Origin of the sequence: Streptomyces sp. NPDC059649 (assembly GCF_042734445.1) — a bacterium.
Lineage (GTDB): Bacteria > Actinomycetota > Actinomycetes > Streptomycetales > Streptomycetaceae > Streptomyces.
On sequence record NZ_JBHWDV010000055.1, the window covers coordinates 1 to 20047 of the forward strand.

Genomic DNA, 20047 nt, shown 5'->3' on the forward strand with positions numbered 1-20047 from the left:
TCGTGGACGTAAAGCGAAGCAGTCCACGAACAAGGCCCCGGAGGACCGTCACCGCACCCAACAACACCCAGCCCGCCGCAGGCGCAACGGCGAGAAGAACCGCGGCGGGACAGACGGGTACGTGCGGGGGCGCCGCAAAGCGCAACGGCGAGACGCCCCGCGGCGGGACGGCCGACAACGTGCGGGGCGCCGCCAAGCGCGCAACGGCGAGAGGCCCCGCGGCGGGACAGACGGGTACGTGCGGTGGCGCCGCAAAGCGCAACGGCGAGACGCCCCGCGGCGCCGCAGACAGGTACGTACGGGGCGCCGCCAAGCGCGCAACGGCGAGAAGAGCCGCGGCGGGACAGACGGGTACGTGCGGGGGCGCCGCAAAGCGCAACGGCGAGCAACCCCGACGGCGGGACAGACAGGTACGTGGGCGGCCCCGCGAAGCGCAGAGTGTTTTGACGAGGCTCACCCGTTCGACCCCTCGCCTTCACGCGCCCGGCGGTCCGGCCCGGGAACAGTCTGCCGCGTAAAGAAGTGCCAGGTCACTCCCGATGGAGGGCTCCCATGCGCATGGCACCGACCGCGTCCGCCACCGTCCCCGCCGCCACTGCGACGTCCCCGTCCGCGGGTTCCGAACCCGCGGACACCGGCTACACCGCCCACATCGCCGACACCCCCGAGCAGATCCGTGCAGCTCAGCGGCTGCGTCACCTCGTCTTCGCGGAGGAGATGGGCGCGACCCTGCACACCCCGCTGGCCGGGCACGACATCGACGACGTCGACGAGCTTGCCGACCACCTCGTCATCACCCACACCGCCAGCGGCGAGATCGTCGGCACCTACCGGCTGCTGCCGCCCGGCCGCAGCCCGCGGCTCTACTCCGACGGTGAGTTCGACCTCGGCGCCCTGACCGCGCTGCGTCCCTCGCTCATCGAGGCCGGCCGTTCCTGTGTGCACCCCGATCACCGTGACGGCGCGGTGATGACGCAGATGTGGGGCGCGCTGGCCCGTTACACGCTGCTCTCCGGTCACCGCTATCTGGCCGGCTGTGCCTCCGTTCCGCTCGCCGACGGCGGTACCGCCGCCGTCCACGCCTGGGAACTGGGCCGCGTCCGCTATGCCGCCCCGCCCGAGCTGCAGGTCACCCCGCACCGTCCCTGGCGCGCCACGGTCCCCGTCCCGGAGCGCGCCAGCCTCGCCCAGCTGCCGCCTCTGCTCCGCGGCTACCTTCGGATCGGCGCGTTCATCTGCGGTGCGCCCGCCCATGACCCCGAGTTCGACGTCGCGGACTTCTTCGTCGTACTGGACATGGAACGGCTCGGCGACCGCTACCGGCGTTACTTCCTGGGGGAGCGGTGAACGGCCCCTGGGACGTCCACTCCGACTGCACCCCGGACTGTGCCCGGCACGCCCTGCCGCGGGTCCCGGCCGCCGAGGCCATGCGGCGCTCGGCGGTCTTCGCCCACCGGGTGCGGCGGGCGCTGACGGACGGCGGGCGGATGGCCGATCCGGTACGGCTGCGCGCCCACGCCGCCGGTCTGCTCGATGCGCTGGACATCCGTCTGGAGGGCCCGCCCCCGGTGGACGGGCCGCCGGGCGCCGGGGCCGGTTCGCTCACCGCTCCGGGCGGCGGCCCCGGCACCCTCCTGGTCGTCAATCACATCTCCTGGCTCGACATCCCGGCCCTGCTCGCCGTCGAACCGGTCACCCTCCTCGCCAAGCGTGAGGTCGGTGGCTGGCCGGTCGTCGGCGGTCTGGCCCGGCGCGCCGGTACGTTCTTCATCGATCGCACGGATCCTCGTCAACTGCCAAGTACTGTCAGGGAGTTGGCCGAGCTGCTCGGCTCCGGGCGGTCCGTGGCGGTGTTTCCGCAGGCCACCACCTGGTGCACGGCCGGCCGTGGGGTCTTCCGCCGGGCCACCTTCCAGGCCGCCCTCGACGCCGGTGCGCCGGTCAGGCCGGTCACCCTCGGGTACGCACAGCAGGGGCGGCCCAGCACGGTGGCCGCGTTCTGCGGTGCGGACACCTTCCTCGGTTCGCTGCGCCGGGTGGTCGCCGCCCGCGCGCTGACCGTACGCGTCACCGTCCATCCGGTGCTGACGACCGGGGACGGCGCGGACCGGCGGGAGCTGGCGGCGCGGGCGGAACGGGCCGCGCTGTATGGGCGGCCGCTGACGGCCGTACCGGCATCGGCACCGGGATCGGGATCGGCATCGGCCCCGGCATCGGCATCGGTTCCGGCATCGGCATCGGTTCCGGTACCGGCATCGGTTCCGGCCTCGGCATCGGTTCCGGTACCGGGCGCGGTGCGGGCGGCGCGGGTCCATGTTTGATCAGCTCGACCACCTCGACGAACTGGCCCGCACGCTGCAGGGCCTGCTCGGCTCGCCCTGGCTCTGGCTGGTCGTGCTGCTGGTGTCCGGGCTCGATGCGTTGCTGCCGTTCATGCCGAGCGAGACCACCGTCGTGCTGGTCGCGGTGCTCATCGGCCCCGATCTGCCGTTGCTCGCGCTGCTGGCGGGGGTCGCGGCGGCCGGGGCGCTGGCCGGTGACTGCCTCGGCTACGCGGTGGGCCGGTACGCGGGCCCGCGCGCGATCGCCCGGCTGCTGCGCGGCGAACGCGGCCGGGCCCGGCACGCGAGGGCCCGGGCACGGGTGGAACGGCACGCCGCGCTGCTGGTCATCGGCGGCCGCTTCGTGCCCGGTGGCCGGGTGGTCGCCGCGCTCTCCACCGGGAGCGTGCGTTTCCCGCTGCGTCGTTTCGTCCTCCTGGACGCGGTGGGCGCGGGCCTCTGGGCGCTGTGCAGTGCGGCGCTCGGCGGCCTGGGCGGTACCGCGCTGGCCGGGTCGCCGGCCCGCGGCATGCTGCTGGCCTCGGCGGCCGGGCTGCTGGTGGCGGGGTGTGTGGGCTGTGTGCACCGGCGCGGGGTGCGGGACGCCCTCCCGCTCCCGGGGGAGCGGAAGGGCGTCTGACCGGGGGCGTCTGACGGCGGGCGTCTGACAGGAGGTGGCTTACGGGCGGCGTCTGACGGGAGGGTGCCTGGCGGTGGACGTCTGATGGGAGGGTGCCCGATCCGGCGGGCCGGTCCCGGCGCCGGAACTCCACGGTCCGGCCCGTCGCCAGCCCCGCCGGACTCGTCGGTCCTGCCGGTCCGACGGACCCGCGGTCCTGCCGGTCCCGCTGACCCGCCAGCCCCGACGGACCCGCCGGTCCGACGGACCCGCGGATCCGCCAACCCCTCCGGACCCGTCGGTCCCGCCAGCCCGCCAGCCCGCCAGCCCGCCAGCCCGCCAGCCCCGCCGGACCCGCCAGCCCCGCCAGTCCTGCCGGCCCCGCTGGACCCTCCAGGACCGCCAGACTCAGGCGCTCGGTACGTACTTGTAGCCGACCCGCCGCACCGTCACGATCGACGACCGGTGCTCGACGCCCAACTTGCGGCGCAGCCGGGCGACATGGACGTCGACGGTGCGGCCGTCACCGACGTGTCCGTAGCCCCAGACCGTGGTCACCAGCTGGTCGCGGGTGTGCACCCGATGTGGATGCGCGACCAGATGGGCCAGCAGCTCGAACTCCAGGTACGTCAGGTCCAGCGGGCGGCCCAAGACCTGGGCGGTGCGCTGCTCGGGGTCGATCCGGACGATCGCGTCGCCGGTCGGTGCGGGCGCCTCGGGCTGTGCGGCCGGCGGCGGCGCGGTCGCGGTGGTGGCCTGGTCGGCCGGCACCAGGACGAGGTAGCCGACCATCGGCGGCTGACCGGGGAGAGCGGGCAGGCTGTGCTGCGGCGCCGGCAGCCAGGTGGCGCCGGAGTTCAGCAGCTCCGCCACGGGTGGCACTTCGTCGGGTGAGACGGCGCGCAGGCGGTGGCGGTTCGGGTGTGGGGTGGTGAGGGGGGACAGGGGGGCCGTCGTGGAACCGGCGGTCATGCTACGGACGTTCGTCATCAGGGGTCAGCTCTTTCGCGCAGAGGGGCGTCGGGGACGTCGTGCGCGCGGGCAGGGCTGGGGACGCCGGTCAGCGGCGTCGAGGAAGGGTGTGCGGGCCCGCGCTCAGTGCGCGCGGCAACACAGACGGTCGAAAGCGTGCGCCTGCCGGGACGGCCAGAAGGGCTCGAGGTCGCTGCGACCTGTCGCGGTGTCGGTGAGGCTGGCCATGACCCCATTGAACCAGACAGTCGGTGATCTGTCCCTCGTGTGGGTGGCGGTGTGACGCGAATCCACCGCATGGGGGCGGAACATACCGCCGGACCGGGCGCGATTCCCTTCCGACTTGGCCTGTCAGTAGAGGAGTTGGGGAGGGGAAGATCAGCGGACGGGTGGCCGAAATCCGCTATCCGTCGTCGTCGATCCGTCGCTGATCCGTCGCCGATCCGGTCGATCCGCCGCCGGTCCCTCGCCGATCCGCCGCCGGTCCCTCGCCGATTCGCTGCCGATCCGTTTGACGGGTCTGCTGTCGCGTATTTCTGGTTCACCCCCTTTTCGGGGGTGACGTCCTGCGCGTATTCCGGTTCCGGTCGCCATACCCAGTGCGAGCGCGGTGAGATGGCCGGCGTCGGTGAACGTCCGCCCGCGGCGCAGTACGGGCCGGATGCCCAGGGCCAGCAGGCCGGCCGTGGCGGCGGTCCGTACGCCGCGGTGCGGGACGGACGCGGCGAGCGCGCCCAGTGTGGCGTAGAAGCCGTAGCTGGCCCCGACGTCGACGGCGTGCGCGGTCGGGTCGGGTGGTGGTCGGTCCTGGGGTTCCTGGCCCGGTGGTTCGCGGTCCGGCGGCGGTCCGGTGGCGGGCCCGCGCAGGCGGGTGCGGGCCCGCAGGCCGGCGTACACCAGCAGGCTGGCGCCGATGTGGCCGGCCGCGAAGACCGCCGCCGCGCGGCGTGTTCCCCAGCGTCGCTCGGCCGTGCCCAGGACGGCGAGCAGCGCCGTGCCGTACGGCACCGGAAGCGGCTCCTCGACGAACGCCGCGCTGGTGAGCAGCGTGCCCCAGCGGCCGGCCCGTAGGTTGGCGACGTTGGTGGAGTGGGCGCGCAGCAGCCCCGTCCGGCGCCGGGCGGGCAGTCGCGCGGTGGCGTACGCGCCGAGCTGGACGGCTCCGACGTACAGCGCCGCGGCCCAGGGGACGCGGGACGGGCGGGGCGGCCGGGGTGTCATCTCAGGCTCCCGTCGGCAGGCGCTTGCGCCAGTCCAGCGGGGCGAGGTCGATCACGCGGTCCGGATCGCCGTCCCACCGCACCGGCAGACCCGCCTCGGTCAGCGCCGCGGCCACCGTCCGCCCCACCTCGGCCCGCTGCTCGCCCGGTACGTCCCCGGTGTCCTGGCCGGGACCGGGATAGGCGCCGTAGCGGACCGACAGGCCGTGGCCCTCGGCGGCCGCCGCGGTGTCCTGGTGGTGGAAGAAGACGAAGCCCCGGTCGCCCGCGGCCCGTTCGCCGCCGATCTCGGCCAGCGCGCAGCCGCTGCAGCAGGTGAAGTCCATCCGCGCGGTCAGTCCGCGGTCGGCCAGCGCCGCGAAGGCCCGGGCCACCCGGTCGGGGTCGGTCACCTCCGGCCACCCGGCCTGCTCGCCGAGCCGCTTCTCCCACAGCTGCGCCACGATCCGCTGCGCCTCCTCCGGCGTGACCTCGGCCTCCGCGGGGTCGAAGGCGTCCCGGACGTCCTGTACGACCTGGTGGAAGGCGCGGAAGCCGGAGCGTATGCCGGCACGGGCGTGCTCCTCGGCCTCCGCGCGGACCGCGGGGTCCAGACCGGGCGTGGCGAAGAGGTCGGCGGGGCGCCAGTCCAGCGCCGTACGCCACGCCCGCCCGCCGCGCGCCCAGTCCAGGAACACCTCGACCACCCGCTCGGCGTCCCCGGTCGAGGCCGTGAAGTGCCGCTCGGGAGCGCCGTCGCGGTACTCCACGGCGAACGGCCCGTCGCCGTCCCGCCAGGTCTGCACATACATCTGGTCCTCGACGGGCAGCCGCTCGACCACCGCGAAGTGGTCGCCGTCGGCGCCGATCCGCAGCAGCAGCGCGGCCAGCTCCGCGGGGGTGGGGCGCGAAAGGTCCGCCCCGGACTCGGTCTTGACGCTGATCGCAAGCATGATCCCAGCCTGCCATCCGCCACTGACAACGCCGCCCCGCGGGCCGGGCGCGGGGACCGTCGGCGGCGGACGCCCGGCCCGGGACGCCAGACGCCCGGCCCGGGACGCCGGACAAACGAAGGGGCCGTACGCGAGCGAAGGGCGGCCGTACGCGAGGGCGGACGTACGCGAAGGGGCCGGACCCACCAAGGGGCGGGACGCACGCGAAGGGGCCGGACCCACCGGTCCGGCCCCCCTCACGCGTTACTGCCCGTCTCAGACCTGCTCGCGCCGCGCCAGCTCCGTGCAGCAGGTGTCCACGATCAGCCGGGTCACCACGTACGGGTCGACGTTGGCGTTCGGCCGCCGGTCCTCGATGTAGCCCTTCTTCTCGACCTCGACCTGCCAGGGGATGCGCACCGACGCACCGCGGTCCGAGGCGCCGTAGCTGAACTCGTCCCAGGGAGCGGTCTCGTGCGCACCCGTGAGCCGGTCCTCGATGCCGGTGCCGTACTGGCGGACGTGCTCCAGCGGCTTGTCGCCGGCGCCCAGCGCCTCACAGGCGGTGATGATCGCGTCGTAGCCCTCGCGCATCGCGCGGGTGGAGAAGTTGGTGTGCGCGCCCGCGCCGTTCCAGTCGCCCTTGGCCGGCTTGGCGTCCAGCGACGCGGTGACGCCGAACTCCTCCGCCGTACGGTGCAGCAGCCAGCGCGCCACCCACATGTGGTCGGAGACCTCCAGCGGGGCCAGCGCGCCCACCTGGAACTCCCACTGGCCCGGCATGACCTCGGCGTTGATGCCGGACAGGCCGAGGCCGGCGGCCAGGCACAGGTCGAGGTGCTTCTCGACGATCTCCCGGCCGAAGATCGCGTCAGCGCCGACACCGCAGTAGTAGTCGGCCTGCGGGGCCGGGAAGCCGCCGCCCTCGGGGAAGCCGAGCGGCCGCTCGCCCTTGAGGAAGGTGTACTCCTGCTCGATGCCGAAGATCGGCTCCTGGTCCGCGAACTTCTCCGCCACCGGGCGCAGCAGCGCACGGGTGTTGGAGGAGTGCGGGGTCAGGTCGGTGTTGAGCACCTCGCACAGCACCAGCAGGTGGTCCCCGCCGCGGATCGGGTCCGGGCAGCTGAAGACCGGTTCGAGGACGAGGTCCGAGGAGTGGCCCTCCGCCTGGTTCGTGCTGGACCCGTCGAAGCCCCAGCGCGGCAGCTTGCTCGCTCCCCCAGTGCTCAAGGCCTGGGAGGGACCCCCCTCCAGGATCTTCGTCTTGGAACGGAGCTTGGCGGTCGGCTGGGTGCCGTCGATCCAGATGTACTCGGCCTTGATGGTCACGGGGTCCTCTTATACGGGTAGGTGCGGGTACGCGTGCGGGCGTACGTTCGCACTCTCGCAACGAGCCGTTTCTCGTCCGTTGCCCATATGTGAACCGCAGGTTACTCAGCCGGGCATCCCGCCATCCGGAAGGGATTCGCTCAGATTTGTCTTGGAATCGATGGTCGGTATCTCCCGTTTTGCGGGTGATGGTGTGGCGCGGACCTCAGCCGCGCCGCTTCGCCGGACCCTCGGTGTGCTGCTTCAGCAGCCCCTCGAAACCGAGGTGGATCACCCGCCGGACGAGCTCCGGACCGCTGATCCCCATCGCCTCCGCGGTGCGCCCCACATGCCAGTCGTGGGCCGCCAGCCGGTGCAGGACGTGACCGCGCCGGACCTGCTTGTCGGTCAGCCGGAACGTCTTGAGGTAGGCGACCCGGCCCTTGCCGTCGGTGATCATTTCGCCGATGTGCTGGGTGCGGTGCAGGGCGAACGGCGGCAGGAACCGGGACAGCCGGAACCGCCCCATCCGGTACACCTGCCGCACCTCGTAGGACGCGTCCAGCAACTCACCCGCCATCAGGGCGGCGTGCCGGCTCTCCCACTCCTGTTGCTGCCGTGCGGCGGCGGACCGCAGCTCGGCGAGCGAGGTGACGTACTCCGCCGCGATCCGGGCGGTGAACTCCGGCACGGGCCCGCCGTAGAGGGCGTACTGGTACATCAGCTCGCCGTACAGGTCCTGCAGCAGCGACGGGTGCAGCGCCCGGTAGTCGTCCGGATGCGGCACCACGAAAGCGGCGGCCAGGGCGTCGGCGACGTACACCAGCACCCCGCACTGCCCGGGATGGATCTCGAAGACCCGCAGTGCGTCGTCGAGTCCGGGGACCGCCTCGCCCCGGTAGGCCCGCTCCGCGCGCGGTGAGAGCCCGTCGCGGACCGCCCGCCGGGTCCACTCCTCCCACACGATCGACGGACCGCCGAAGTGCAGCGCCAGATAGCCGTCGAGCGCCAGATGGAGCGGCAGGAACCGCAGCCCGCCCGAAGGACCGCCCCCCGCCTTCCGCTTCGCGTCCTCCTTGCCGCGCCGTCGCTGGACGAGCTTGCGCGGAAGGTGCAGCGGCGCACACACCACCGGGCCCCGCTCCTCGCTCAGCTGCGAGCCGTACGCGGCGGCCGGCGACCCGTCGCCGGTCCAGTTCGCCACGAAACCGTGCGGTACGTACGCCGTGTAGGCCGTACCGCGCTCGCCCCGGACCGTCAGCGGCCCGTCCTCGTACAGCTCGCGGTGCAGCCGCAGATCGGTGATCGGCTCGTCCCGCACCAGCGGGACCAGCCGGACCGCGCCCCACACCTGCGCCGGCCGGGCCCCGAGCCCGCTCAGATCCAGCCTGCTCATCCCGCGGCCCCCTCGGTCCGCCGCACCGTTTCGGCCTCCGCCAGGAACTGCCGCACCCGCTCGTCCAGATGGGCCCGCAGTTCGGCCGGCCCGGTCCGGCCCTCGGCGAACCGCGCGAGCTGCACCAGCGCCGGCAGGTCCTCGGCATCCCGCACCCCGGCCGTCGGCACCACGGAGGACAGCCGTCGCACCGTGAAGTCCTCGGCGTCGTACACCGGGTTGAGATGGACGACGGAGGTGGCGCCGCGCGGGTCGAGCCGGGTCCGCCAGACCCGCAGCACCTCACCGGCCAGCCCGGGCGGCGCGTTGTCCCAGCCGTCCGAGACGATCACCAGCCGCTCCGGCGCGTACTCCAGCGCGTCCAGCACCCGCATGCCCAGCGGGGTCGGCCCGAACGGGCGCGCCAGCAGCGCGTCCTGCCGCCCGGACGTCCACAGCGGCAGATACGACTCCGCCAACGCCTCCAGCAGGAAGTGGCAGGCCAGCGCGGTCGCCAACGGGCGGCGCCGCTTCTGCCGCGAGCCGGTGGTGGAGTAACTGTCGTCCAGTACGGCCGCCACCCGGCCCCAGGTCCCGGCCCGCGCCCCGGCGGTACGCCGCGCCGCCGCCCGCAGCGCACCCGTCAGCTCGGCCCGGCGGGCCACCCGGTCGTCCAGCGGCAGCCCCAGGACGCACGAGGCGAGCCGGGTCAGCGGCATCCCGGTGAGATCGCGGTCCACTTCGGCGCCCTGCGCACGGGCCGACTCCTGTACCCGCAGCCGCTCCAGCCGCGTCATCCGCGGGGCGATCCGCTCCAGGAAGGCCCGCCGCCCGATGCCGTGCGCCGCCGCGAACCCCTCGGCGACGGTGAACGGCAGCTCGTACAGCGCGCCCTGTTCGTGGTGCGCCCGGCGCCAGGCGTCCAGCAGCGGGGTGCCGAACTGCTTCCGGCGGCCCGGCGCGAAGAGGAAGTCGCCCAGCTCGCCGCCGTCCTCGCCCGTCCCGCGCAGCGGCAGATGGGCGTGGCGCGCGGCGCACCTGAGGCCGGCCCGGTACTTGACCGCGTCCAGCGCCGGGTCCGGGCGCGCGGCCACCCAGTCCCGGATGATCGCCCGGGTCCGGCGGTTGTTCACCCCGGCCGCGCGCAGCGCCCGGAACAGCCGGTACACCCGCGGTGCGGGCAGCCGCGCCAGCCGGGCCGCGATCAGCCGCCCCTCGGCGCGCCGCTCGTCCGCCGTCGCCTCGCCCGCGGTCTCCAGCAGCCGGCGCACGATCAGCGCGGCGTTGTGGTCGTTGAGGTCCAGGGCGAGCGAAGCGGCGTACAGCGGGCGGTAGTTGATCCGCACGTACGCGTGCAGGAAGTCCAGCGACAGCCGCTGTTCCGCCGCGCCGGAGCGGAACTCCCGCTGTCCGGTGGCCGTGATCGCGGCGTTCACGAACAGCAGCACGTCCTCGGCCGCCACCAGATCCGGGCGACTGTCCACCCCGTCCTCCCCGTTGTCGGACGCCGGCCGGGGAATGGGGGCACGAACAGCGAATCGTTGCTTTGCAGAGCAGGTCCGGAAGTCGCACCGGAGTCCCGCGGCCGGCTGGGGAAACGTAACACCGGGCGGGCCCACCGGGCATGCCGATTACCGCCCGGGGACACGGCCCGGCCGCCCCGGGGAATCGGCCGTCCGCCGCCCGTACCGGGGGACACTGGCCGCATGACGACCATGCGCATCGGACTCCTCGGTACCGGCCCCTGGGCGCGCAGCGTCCACGCCCCCGCCCTCGCCGACCACCCCGGCGTCGCCTTCATCGGCGTCTGGGGGCGCCGCGCGGAGGCCGCCGCCGCCCTGGCCCAGGCCCACGGCACCCGCCCGTACGAGAGCCCCGACGAGCTGTGCGCCGACTGCGACGCGGTGGCGATCGCCCTGCCGCCGTCCGTGCAGGGCCCGTTGGCGGAGCGCGCCGCGCGGGCAGGCTGCCACCTGCTGCTGGACAAACCGGTCGCCACCTCGGTGCCCGGTGCCCGGGCGGTCGCGGAGGCCGCCGACCGGGCGGGGGTGGCCTCGGTGGTCTTCTTCACCGCGCGCTTCGGCGCGGAGGAGGGGGAGTGGATCGCCGCGCAGGCGGCCGTGGGCGGCTGGTTCACCGCGCACGCCGACTGGCTCGCACCGGTCTTCTCCCACGGCTCCACCAGCCCGTACGCGCACTCCCCGTGGCGCCGCGACAAGGGCGGGCTGTGGGACGTCGGCCCGCACGCGCTCTCCGTCCTGCTGCCCGTCCTGGGCGACGCGGAGGAGGTGACCGCCACCAGGGGCCCGGCCGACACCGTGCTGCTGACGATGCGGCACAGCAGCGGCGCGGCCAGCTCGGCGACGATCGGGCTGACCGCCCCGGTCGCCGCGGCCGGCGTCGAGGTCACCCTCCGCGGCACGGCCGGCGTCACCAGCCTGCCCCGCCGTCAGCACGGTCCCGGACCGGCCTACCACCGCGCCCTCGACGCCCTGCTCGCCGCGGTGGAGACCGGTCTGCCGAACGCCTGCGACGTCCACTTCGGTCTGCGGGTCACCGAGATCCTGGCGGCGGCGGAGGAGTCCCTCACCCCGCTCATGCCTCAACGGTCATGAGCATATGGCGCATTTGGTCATGGAGGGCATGAGAGATCGGCCGTAGCGTCGGTTCCGCCGGCCGATCACCGTCCGGTCACCGACCGGCCGAACAGGCCGGCCGATGGCATCACGGCCGGACACCGTCCGGCCGCCGACCGTCCGCGCACCGCACCGCACCGAGGAGCCCGCCGTCCATGCCCTCCGCCACCGGCTTCACCAGTTATGTCGACACCATCCTGGCCGCCCTCGCCCGCGACCCCGGCCGGCCGGCGCTGACCGGCCCGGACGGCCACCCCGACCTCACCGCCGGTGAGATGCACGCCACCGTGCACCGCATGGCGGCCGTGCTCGACGCCCACGGCATCGGCCGCGGCCGGACGGTCTGCCTGCTCAGCGGCAACCGTGCCGAGGTGCTCGCGGCCCGCTACGCCGTCAACCTCCTCGGTGCCCGGGTGGTGTTCCTCTACGACGGCATGGCCGCCGAGACCCTGGCCCGGATAGCCGACAGCGTCGAACCGGCCCTGCTCGTCGTCGACCCGGACCTGCACGCCACCGCACGGGACGTACTCCGGCAGCTGCCGGGGCCGCGCCCGGAGGTGATGACCCTCGGCCCGGCGCCCGGCCCCGCCCTCGGCGCGGATCTGCTCGCCGCCTGTGCCGCGCTCCCGGCCACCCCCGACGTACCGAGCGGCGCCCGCCCGGAGGACGACTGGTGCATCCGCCACACCGGCGGCACCACCGGCATCCCCAAGGGCGTCCGGATGGCACACGCCCCCTACGGGGCGATGCTCGCCCACATGGCGCCGGAGCCCGCGAACGGGCCCGCCCGGTTCCTCGCCTGCACCTCGCTCGCCCACCTGGCGGGCATCCTGTCCGACCTCACGCTCGCCGGCGGCGGCACCGTCGTCCTGCACCGCGGCTTCGACCCCGGCGCGGTCCTCGCCACCGTCGCCCGCGACCGCATCACCGACCTGTGGCTGCTGCCGCCGCTCCTCTACCGCCTGCTGGACGACCCCGCCCTCCCCACCACCGACCTCAGCTCCCTCGCCCGCATCACCTACGGCGGCTGCCCCGCCTCGCCCTCCCGTCTGCTGCAGGCCGCCGAGGTGTTCGGACCCGTACTGCACGGGATGTACGGCATGTCCGAGGCGATGAGCATCAGCCTGGCCCTCCCGGAGGACCACGTGCCCACCGGGCCCGGCGGCCGGATCACCGTCGGCCGCGCGCTGCCCGGCGTGGAGATCGCCGTACGGGACGCGGACGGCCGCGACCTGCCGACGGGGGAGCCGGGCGAGGTCCACATCCGCTCCGCCGGCGTGATGACCGGCTACTGGAAGCAGCCCGAGGAGACCGCGCGCGCCCTGCCCGGTGACGGCTGGCTGCGCACCGGTGACGTCGGCTGCCTGGACGGCGAGGGCCGGCTCTACCTCGTCGACCGGGTCAAGGACGTGATCATCGTCGTGGGCGGCCATGTCCACCCGGCGGATATCGAGGACCTGCTGCACACCCATCCCGCGGTCGCCCACTGCGCCGTCTACGGGGTGCGCACCGCGGACGAGACCGAGGAGGTGCACCTCGCGGTCGTGCCCGCCCCGGGCCGGACCGTGGACCTCGCCGACCTCCGCGCGTTCGTCACCGCGCACAAGGGCGCCATGTACGCCCCGGCCGCCGTCCACGTCGTCGACGCCATCCCGCTCACCCCCGTCGGCAAACCCGACAAGACCGTGCTGCGGGCGAGTGCCGCGACGGCCTGACGAGGACCCGCACCGGACCCCTGGGAAGACCCGTACCGGACCCCTGGTCAGAGCCCCCAAATCCCCTCTGGCCAGGGGCTTTTGTCAGTGCCGGCCGGTAGAATGGGAACCAGTCAGTGAGGGTTTTCCCAGCGCTCCAGGAGGTCGCCCGTGGCTGTCGCCGTAACGATGACGAAGCCTCTCCCCGCCCACCCGCTGCCCAAGAAACCACTGCCCGCCGGCTGGCCCCGCGAGCGGTACGAATCCCACAACCGCCGCCTGAAGGCCATGCGCCTGGCCATCGCCCTGCTCGACACCGGCGTCTACCGCCCCGAGCAGGCCCCCAACCACCGGATCCGCAGCACCGCCGCCCGGATAGGGGTGCACGCCCCCTCCGACACGACCTGCCGTCTGGTGCGCGCGCTGCTCTACGACAACTGCTGACGGCCCGCCGACGCACACCCGCGCTCTGCGCCACCTGCTGACGACACCGGCGGGCGGTCCGGGAATCACTCCCCGGGCCGCCCGCCCGCTTCCATGTCCTCGACCTCGGCCAGGGCCTCCTGGAGCCACTGCACCCAGAAGGTCTCCAGCCCGATCCCGGCCCGCAGCACGAGCCGCCGCAGCCGGTCCTCCGGATCGGCCACCGCCCCGAAGTCGCGCTCCTCGATCTCCTCGTACTGCGCCAACTGCCGTTCGTGCAGCGTCAGATGACGCCGCAGCTCGGCGTCCAGCCCGGCCCGGCCGACGACCGCCGCCGCCCGCAGCCGCAGCACCAGCGCATTGCGCACCGGCTTGGTGTCCTGCTCGCCGGACGCCCACGCGGTCAGCTCCGCCCGCCCGGCCGGCAGCACCTCGAACTCCTTCTTCTGCCCGCGCGACGGCGTCTCCGACGGCAGCGCCCGGATGAACCCGGCCTGCTCCAGCTTCCCCAGCTCCCGGTAGATCTGCTGATGCGTGGCCGGCCAGAAGTACCCGATCGACCGGTCGAACCTCCGGGTCAGCTCCAGCCCCGACGACGGCTTCTCCAGCAGGGCGGTGAGGATCGCGTGGGGGAGTGACATGGGGGAATCCTAGGCAGGCCGGGCGCAATGCCGGGTGGCCGGCCGGACCTCAGAGCGCCGCCGCCAGCTCCGTCCCCTGCTTGATGGCGCGCTTGGCGTCCAGCTCGGCGGCGACGTCCGCACCGCCGATCAGATGCACCGCCCGGCCCTCCGCCCGCAGCTCCTCGTACAGGTCCCGGCGCGGCTCCTGCCCGCTGCACACCACGACGGTGTCCACGGGCAGCGTGCGGGCCTCGCCGTCCACCGTGATGTGCAGCCCCGCCCCGTCGATCCGCTCGTACGTCACGCCGGGGACCATGGTCACGCCCCGCTGCCGCAGCTCCGTGCGGTGGATCCACCCGGTCGTCTTGCCCAGCCCCGCGCCCACCTTGGACGTCTTGCGCTGGAGCAGGTGCACCTGGCGCGGCGGCGCGGGCCGCTCGGGCGCCCGCAGCCCGCCGCGGTCGCCGTACCCGGTGTCCACGCCCCAGCCCCGGAAGTACGTCTCCGCGTCCTGGCTCGCCCCGTCGCCGGCGTCGGTCAGGAACTCCGCGACGTCGAAGCCGATGCCGCCCGCCCCGATGACCGCGACCCGCGCGCCCACCTCGGCGCCGTCCCGCAGTACGTCGAGGTAGCTGACCACGCTCGGGTGGCCGATCCCCTCGATCTCCGGGATCCGCGGGGTGACACCGGTGGCGACCACCACCTCGTCGTACGACCCCAGGTCGGCCGCGGTCACGGTGGTGTTCAGCCGGACGTCGACCCCGCGCAGCGCCAGCTGCTCGCGGAAGTACCGCAGCGTCTCCTCGAACTCCTCCTTGCCCGGCACCCGCTTGGCGATGTTCAGCTGTCCGCCGATCTCGCCCGCGGCCTCGAACAGCGTGACCTGGTGTCCGCGCTCGGCGGCGGACACCGCGCAGGCGAGCCCGGCCGGCCCGGCCCCGACCACCGCGAGCCGCTTGCGCAGCCGGGTCGGCGCGAGCACCAGCTCGGTCTCGTGGCAGGCCCGCGGGTTCACCAGGCAGGAGGTGATCTTGCCGCTGAAGGTGTGGTCGAGGCAGGCCTGGTTGCAGCCGATGCAGGTGTTGATCTCCGCGGACCGGCCGTCCGCCGCCTTGGCCACGAAGTCCGGGTCGGCGAGGAAGGGCCGGGCCAGCGACACCATGTCGGCCCGCCCGTCGGCGAGCAGCTCCTCGGCCACCTCGGGGGTGTTGATCCGGTTGCTGGTCACCAGCGGCACCGAGACCGCGCCCATCAGCCGCTTGGTCACCCAGGTGTACGCCCCGCGCGGCACCGACGTCGCGATGGTCGGGATGCGGGCCTCGTGCCACCCGATGCCGGTGTTGATGATCGTCGCACCCGCCGCCTCGATCTCCTTGGCGAGCGTGACGACCTCCTCCAGCGTCGAGCCGCCCGGCACCAGGTCCAGCATCGACAGCCGGTAGATCAGGATGAAGTCCGGCCCGAGGCGCTCCCGGGTCCGCCGGACGATCTCCACCGGGAACCGCATCCGGTTCTCGTACGAGCCGCCCCACCGGTCCGTGCGGTGGTTGGTCGCGCCGACCACGAACTCATTGATCAAGTAGCCTTCCGAGCCCATGATCTCGACCCCGTCGTACCCCGCGGACCGGGCCAGTTCCGCCGCCCGTACGTAGTCCTCGACGGTCTGCTCCACCTCGTCGTCGGTGAGCGCATGCGGGGTGAACGGGCTGATCGGCGCCTGGATCGCACTCGGCGCGACCAGGTCCTGGTGGTACGCGTACCGCCCGAAGTGCAGGATCTGCATCGCGATCCGGCCGCCCGCGGCGTGCACCGCCTCGGTCACGGTCCGGTGCTGCGCCGCCTCCGCCTCGGTGGTCAGCTTGGCCCCGCCCTCGTACGGCCGGCCCGCGTCGTTCGGCGCGATCCCGCCGGTGACCATCAGCCCGACCCCGCCGCGCGCCCGCTCCGCGTAGAACGCGGCCATCCGCGCGAACCCGTTCTCGGCCTCCTCAAGGCCGATGTGCATCGACCCCATCAGCACCCGGTTGGGGAGCGTGGTGAACCCGAGGTCGAGCGGGCTCAGCAGATGCGGATACGGGTTCTTCGGGCTCACGGGGGCCTCCTCGGGCGGGGTGGACTGACACTGGTTCTAGACCAGGCGGAGGCGGTTATGCAACAAGTTGCAAAAACTGTGAGCGAGGCGACGCGCGGGGCGGTGGCGAGGGCCGTACCGAATGCGTGACGATGTCCGCACCGTGCGTCGTGTCACAGACAACGCGCCGGAATTTGTGACAACGTCAACTCCCCTCAACTCCGAGCGAGTTGACGTGCACAACGTGCAAAGACGTGCAAAGACGCGCCATGACGTGAACGCGTGCCGCACCCGGGTGCCCGCACGCGTGTCCACGCCCGCGGAGAGGAACGCATGAGCACCGTGAACAGCCTCAGCACCGCGCACGACCCCGCCACCGCCACCACCGCACACCCCACGACCCTCGACGAGGTGGTCGACACCGGCCGGTACCCCCTGGCGGACCCCGACAGCCCCGAGGCGCAGGCCGTCGTGTCCCGGGCCCGGCACGAGCTGGACACCCTCGGCTGCACCGTACTGCCGGACTTCATCCACCCCGCGCGGCGCGCGCTCCTGCGGACCGAATGCGCCGACCTCGCCCCCCGCGCGCACTTCGACGTCGAATCGGTCAACGTCTACAACATCGCGGTCGACCGGACGCTGCCGCCCGGCCACCCCGGCCGCACGGTCTTCGAGCGCGGCAACGCCTTCGTCGCCCGCGACCGCATCCCGGCCGACGCCCTGATCAGCCGGCTCTACGCGCACCCCGCGTTCCAGCGCTTCGTCGCCCGCTGCTTCCGCCTGCCCCGGCTGTACGAACTCGCCGACCCGTACTCCGCGCTCGTCCTCAACGTCGTCGAACCGGGCAAGGAACACCCCTGGCACTTCGACACCAACGAGTTCACCGTCAGCATGCTCACCCAGGAGGCCGGAGCCGGCGGCGACTTCGAGTACTGCCCGAACATCCGGTCCGCACAGGACGAGCACTTCGACGACGTCCGCGACGTCCTGGCGGGCCGCGGTGAGCGGCTGATCCACCGCCTGCCGCTGCGCCCCGGCGATCTGCAGCTGTTCAAGGGCCGCTACTCGCTGCACCGGGTCAGCCCGGTACGGGGCGCGACCGCCCGCCACTCGGCGATCTTCGCCTACAGCGAGCGCCCCGGCGTCATCGGCAGCGTCGCCCGCACCCGCCAGCTCTTCGGCCGGGTCGACCCGGCACACCTGGCCGCGGAGGGCCACGCGATACGCGGCGACCAGCTGCTGGACTAGCGCCCCGCACCCGCACTCCGCACCCGCACCCCGCACACCGAAACGAGATGCACGTGACCAACAGTCAGGGGACCGTACGCGTGACCGAGAGCCACGGCACCGCCCTCCCGCCCACGGGCCGGGGCACCGCCACCACCCCCACCTTCGCCCTGGAGGACACCCTCCCGCGGGTACCGCTGCCCTCCCTGGAGGAGAGCTGTGAGCGGTTCCTCGCCTGGTGCCGGCCGCTGCTCACGCCCGCTCAACTGGCCGAGACCGAGGCGGAGGTGGCCGCCTTCCTCCGGCCCGGCGGCCCCGGCCGGGCGCTGCACGCCGCCCTGGAGGCGTACGACGCCACCGAGGGCGTACACAGCTGGCTCGACACCTTCTGGCCGTACCGCTACCTCGGCCGCCGCGACCGCATCGCCCTCAACGCCAACTTCTTCTTCCTCTTCCAGGACACCGGCCGGTCACAGCTCGACCGGGCCGCCGGCCTGATCGCCGGCGCCCTGCACCACAAGCACCAACTGGACCGGGAGGCCCTTCCCCCGGTGACCCAGCGCGGCCGCCCGCAGACCATGGAACAGAACAAGTTCCTGTTCTCCACCACCCGCATCCCCGGCCTCGAACAGGACACCGTCCGCGCCCCTTACACCGACGAGTGGCCCGGCCCGTCCGACGCCCGCCACATCGTGGTCTTCCGCCGGGGCAGGATGTACACCCTCGACGTCCTCGGCCCCGACGGCGCCCCGCACAGCCTCGACGACCTGAAGGCGGGTCTGCGGGCCGTCATCGACGCCGCCACCGGTGCGGAGCCGGACGCCCCGGTCGGCCACCTCACCACCATGGCCCGCGCCGAATGGGCCGCCGCCCGGGCGTCCCTCCAGGCCCGCCACCCCGACAACGCGGCGGCCCTCGACACCATCGAGACCGCCCTCTTCTGCCTCTGCCTGGAGGACTTCGCCCCCGCGGACACCCAGGAGGCCTGCGACGAACTCCTCTACGGCGACCGCGGCAACCGCTGGTTCGACAAGGCCGTCTCCTTCATCGTCTTCGCCGACGGCCGCGCCGGCATCAACGTCGAACACTGCGAACTGGACGGCACCACCATCCTCGGCTTCGTCGACGCCCTGCTCGCCACCCCGGCCGAGGACCACGCCCGTCTCTCCGGCGCCCGCCCCCAGGGCGCCCCCACCCCCCGCCCCCTCACCTTCCACCTCGACGACACCCTCCGCGCCCAGGTACGCTCCGCCGCCACCGCCTTCGCCCAGTACGGCGCCGACACCGCCACCCGGACCGTCTCCTTCGACGACTTCGGCGCCAACACGGCCAAGTCCCTGGGCGTCTCCCCGGACGCCTTCGTCCAGCTCGCCTACCAACTGGCCCACCAGCGTGCCAAGGGCCACCTGGGCGCCACCTACGAGTCGATCGCCACCCGCCAGTGGCGCCGCGGCCGCACCGAGGCCATGCGCGTGGTCACCCCGGAAATCGTGGACTTCGTCGCCACCCTGGAGGACCCGGCGACCGACCCCGCCACCCGCCGCGCCGCCCTCCACACCGCGGCCCGCGCCCACATCGCCCGCGCCAAGGAATGCCAGGCCGGCGACGCCCCCGAGCAACACCTCTGGGAACTCGAACTCATCCAGCGCCGCCGCGGCCCCGACCTCGGCATCACCGAACAGCCCGCCCTCTACCGCACCCCCGGCTGGCTGATCATGCGCGACGACTACCTCAGCACCAGCTCCGCCCCCTCCACCCACATCCAGTACTTCGGCTTCGGCTCCACCAGCCCCCGCTGCATCGGCGTCGCCTACGTCCTCCTGCCCGACCGCTTCCACCTCTACCTCTCCACCCCCCGCCCGGTGGCCGCCCCGATGCACGCCTTCGCCGACCACCTCCGCGAGGCGGTACGGGAACTCCGGGAGCTGCTGGCGTCGGGCTGAGCAATTGACACGTGGGGCTCAGCACCCGGAGACCCTCAGACAGTGGCGACGCCCTGAAGTCAGGGCGTCGCCACTGTTTTTGGGGATGCAGGTGAGCCGTCTCAGGCTGGGAGCAGCGAACTGAGTCCCCGCTTGGCGAAGAGCGACTGCGAGTTGCCCACCCTCGAGGCGCGAGGGATCCTGCTAGAGGGAACACCAACCTTCATTGGGGGTCTACCGCCTCGTTCTCGCCACGATCAAATGAAAGCCGAGAACGGGAAATTCTTTGTCTGCCTTACAGTCGGTTCCCGCTTCCAGTGGCCGCATAGCTTGCACTCTGCGTCAAGCCGTCTGACGGCCCTCCCGTGCGGCGAATTGGTGAATTGGGTTCTTGATCGTGAATCGAGGCAGCCATGCTGTGTTTCGCAAGGAAGGTTCAGACCTCTCTGATCGTGATGGCGTTCGCGCTGGCGACCGGCCTGTTCTCCGGAGGCCCCAGTGGTTCGCTGGACGTTGCATCCCCTTCTGCTTCACCTCCATCGGTCGACTCCCAAGCTGGCTGGCAGCAAGTTCCGTCTTCCATGGCTCAGGGACAGAAGTTTCAAGTAACTTACGTATCCGGTACCTGGACCGTCGATTATCGAAAGTACCCTCGGGTGGGACCACAAGGGTATCCGTACAGGACGGATAAGACGATCTATCAGCCCTGTAAGGCTGACGCTGGT

16 protein-coding genes are annotated in these 20047 nt (G+C 73.1%); 8 read left to right on the forward strand and 8 right to left on the reverse strand.

The genetic code is table 11. The features are described from left to right. Positions 1-552 precede the first annotated feature (552 nt). The 3 genes from ACFV1J_RS34360 to ACFV1J_RS34370 are packed head-to-tail and all read left to right on the forward strand — an operon-like array spanning position 553 to position 2961. Positions 553-1347: a GNAT family N-acetyltransferase gene (locus tag ACFV1J_RS34360; RefSeq protein WP_385864844.1), complete on the forward strand. Its 795-nt coding sequence runs from the start codon at positions 553-555 to the stop codon at positions 1345-1347. Continuing rightward, positions 1344-2321 carry a lysophospholipid acyltransferase family protein gene (locus tag ACFV1J_RS34365; RefSeq protein WP_385864848.1) on the forward strand — a complete coding sequence of 326 codons (978 nt, stop codon included), beginning with the start codon at positions 1344-1346 and terminating at the stop codon, positions 2319-2321. The genes ACFV1J_RS34360 and ACFV1J_RS34365 overlap by 4 nt, the downstream gene beginning before the upstream one ends. Then, positions 2314-2961: a DedA family protein gene (locus ACFV1J_RS34370; RefSeq protein ID WP_385864850.1), complete on the forward strand. Its 648-nt coding sequence runs from the start codon at positions 2314-2316 to the stop codon at positions 2959-2961. Before ACFV1J_RS34365 ends, ACFV1J_RS34370 begins: the two co-directional genes overlap by 8 nt. 387 nt (positions 2962-3348) lie before the next feature. On the opposite strand, the gene ACFV1J_RS34375 is transcribed toward ACFV1J_RS34370, so the two are convergent. From ACFV1J_RS34375 to ACFV1J_RS34400, 6 genes are all read right to left on the reverse strand, one after another. After that, entirely contained in the window at positions 3349-3930 is a 582-nt protein-coding gene (locus ACFV1J_RS34375) for a winged helix-turn-helix domain-containing protein (protein WP_385864852.1), read from the reverse strand. A 360-nt stretch (positions 3931-4290) separates the two neighbouring features. Further along, entirely contained in the window at positions 4291-5133 is an 843-nt protein-coding gene (locus ACFV1J_RS34380) for a rhomboid-like protein (protein ID WP_385864854.1), read from the reverse strand. Position 5134: 1 nt separating this feature from the next. Next, a complete protein-coding gene (locus ACFV1J_RS34385) occupies positions 5135-6064 on the reverse strand; it encodes a DUF6891 domain-containing protein (RefSeq protein ID WP_385864856.1) in 930 nt (309 codons plus the stop codon). Positions 6065-6319: 255 nt separating this feature from the next. After that, positions 6320-7372: a glutamine synthetase gene (gene glnII / locus ACFV1J_RS34390; RefSeq protein WP_385864858.1), complete on the reverse strand. Its 1053-nt coding sequence runs from the start codon at positions 7370-7372 to the stop codon at positions 6320-6322. Positions 7373-7577: 205 nt separating this feature from the next. Further along, positions 7578-8747 (reverse strand): hypothetical protein, encoded by a 1170-nt coding sequence (locus ACFV1J_RS34395; RefSeq protein WP_385864860.1) that lies wholly within the window; start codon positions 8745-8747, stop codon positions 7578-7580. Next, positions 8744-10210 (reverse strand): hypothetical protein, encoded by a 1467-nt coding sequence (locus ACFV1J_RS34400; RefSeq protein WP_385864862.1) that lies wholly within the window; start codon positions 10208-10210, stop codon positions 8744-8746. The genes ACFV1J_RS34395 and ACFV1J_RS34400 overlap by 4 nt, the downstream gene beginning before the upstream one ends. Before the next feature lie 222 nt (positions 10211-10432). On the opposite strand from ACFV1J_RS34400, the gene ACFV1J_RS34405 reads away from it, so the two are divergent. The 3 genes from ACFV1J_RS34405 to ACFV1J_RS34415 all read left to right on the forward strand — a co-directional run bounded on the left by ACFV1J_RS34405 (position 10433) and on the right by ACFV1J_RS34415 (position 13500). Continuing rightward, the gene (locus ACFV1J_RS34405) at positions 10433-11341 is read left to right on the forward strand and encodes a Gfo/Idh/MocA family protein (RefSeq protein ID WP_385864864.1); all 909 of its coding nucleotides are present in this window, start codon (positions 10433-10435) and stop codon (positions 11339-11341) included. A gap of 176 nt (positions 11342-11517) precedes the next feature. Next, a complete protein-coding gene (locus ACFV1J_RS34410) occupies positions 11518-13077 on the forward strand; it encodes an AMP-binding protein (protein WP_385864867.1) in 1560 nt (519 codons plus the stop codon). 150 nt (positions 13078-13227) lie between these two features. Continuing rightward, positions 13228-13500 carry a hypothetical protein gene (locus ACFV1J_RS34415; RefSeq protein ID WP_261951908.1) on the forward strand — a complete coding sequence of 91 codons (273 nt, stop codon included), beginning with the start codon at positions 13228-13230 and terminating at the stop codon, positions 13498-13500. A 65-nt stretch (positions 13501-13565) separates the two neighbouring features. On the opposite strand, the gene ACFV1J_RS34420 is transcribed toward ACFV1J_RS34415, so the two are convergent. Continuing rightward, positions 13566-14120 carry a PadR family transcriptional regulator gene (locus ACFV1J_RS34420; protein WP_385864870.1) on the reverse strand — a complete coding sequence of 185 codons (555 nt, stop codon included), beginning with the start codon at positions 14118-14120 and terminating at the stop codon, positions 13566-13568. A gap of 49 nt (positions 14121-14169) precedes the next feature. Further along, positions 14170-16194 carry an FAD-dependent oxidoreductase gene (locus ACFV1J_RS34425; protein ID WP_385864874.1) on the reverse strand — a complete coding sequence of 675 codons (2025 nt, stop codon included), beginning with the start codon at positions 16192-16194 and terminating at the stop codon, positions 14170-14172. A gap of 312 nt (positions 16195-16506) precedes the next feature. On the opposite strand from ACFV1J_RS34425, the gene ACFV1J_RS34430 reads away from it, so the two are divergent. Both ACFV1J_RS34430 and ACFV1J_RS34435 read left to right on the forward strand, forming a co-directional pair. Further along, positions 16507-17421 (forward strand): arpA protein, encoded by a 915-nt coding sequence (locus ACFV1J_RS34430; protein ID WP_385864877.1) that lies wholly within the window; start codon positions 16507-16509, stop codon positions 17419-17421. A 149-nt stretch (positions 17422-17570) separates the two neighbouring features. Next, a complete protein-coding gene (locus tag ACFV1J_RS34435) occupies positions 17571-19343 on the forward strand; it encodes a choline/carnitine O-acyltransferase (RefSeq protein WP_385864918.1) in 1773 nt (590 codons plus the stop codon). Positions 19344-20047: the final 704 nt, after the last annotated feature.

What these genes read in the sequence shown, in the direction of transcription:
- ACFV1J_RS34405 (WP_385864864.1), top strand. Translation starts at nt 10,433, where the DNA reads ATGACGACCATGCGCATCGGACTCCTCGGTACCGGCCCCTGGGCGCGC.
- ACFV1J_RS34385 (WP_385864856.1), bottom strand. Translation starts at nt 6,064, where the DNA reads ATGCTTGCGATCAGCGTCAAGACCGAGTCCGGGGCGGACCTTTCGCGC.
- ACFV1J_RS34360 (WP_385864844.1), top strand. Translation starts at nt 553, where the DNA reads ATGCGCATGGCACCGACCGCGTCCGCCACCGTCCCCGCCGCCACTGCG.
- ACFV1J_RS34380 (WP_385864854.1), bottom strand. Translation starts at nt 5,133, where the DNA reads ATGACACCCCGGCCGCCCCGCCCGTCCCGCGTCCCCTGGGCCGCGGCG.
- ACFV1J_RS34430 (WP_385864877.1), top strand. Translation starts at nt 16,507, where the DNA reads ATGAGCACCGTGAACAGCCTCAGCACCGCGCACGACCCCGCCACCGCC.
- ACFV1J_RS34420 (WP_385864870.1), bottom strand. Translation starts at nt 14,120, where the DNA reads ATGTCACTCCCCCACGCGATCCTCACCGCCCTGCTGGAGAAGCCGTCG.
- ACFV1J_RS34370 (WP_385864850.1), top strand. Translation starts at nt 2,314, where the DNA reads ATGTTTGATCAGCTCGACCACCTCGACGAACTGGCCCGCACGCTGCAG.
- ACFV1J_RS34375 (WP_385864852.1), bottom strand. Translation starts at nt 3,930, where the DNA reads ATGACGAACGTCCGTAGCATGACCGCCGGTTCCACGACGGCCCCCCTG.
- ACFV1J_RS34410 (WP_385864867.1), top strand. Translation starts at nt 11,518, where the DNA reads ATGCCCTCCGCCACCGGCTTCACCAGTTATGTCGACACCATCCTGGCC.
- ACFV1J_RS34395 (WP_385864860.1), bottom strand. Translation starts at nt 8,747, where the DNA reads ATGAGCAGGCTGGATCTGAGCGGGCTCGGGGCCCGGCCGGCGCAGGTG.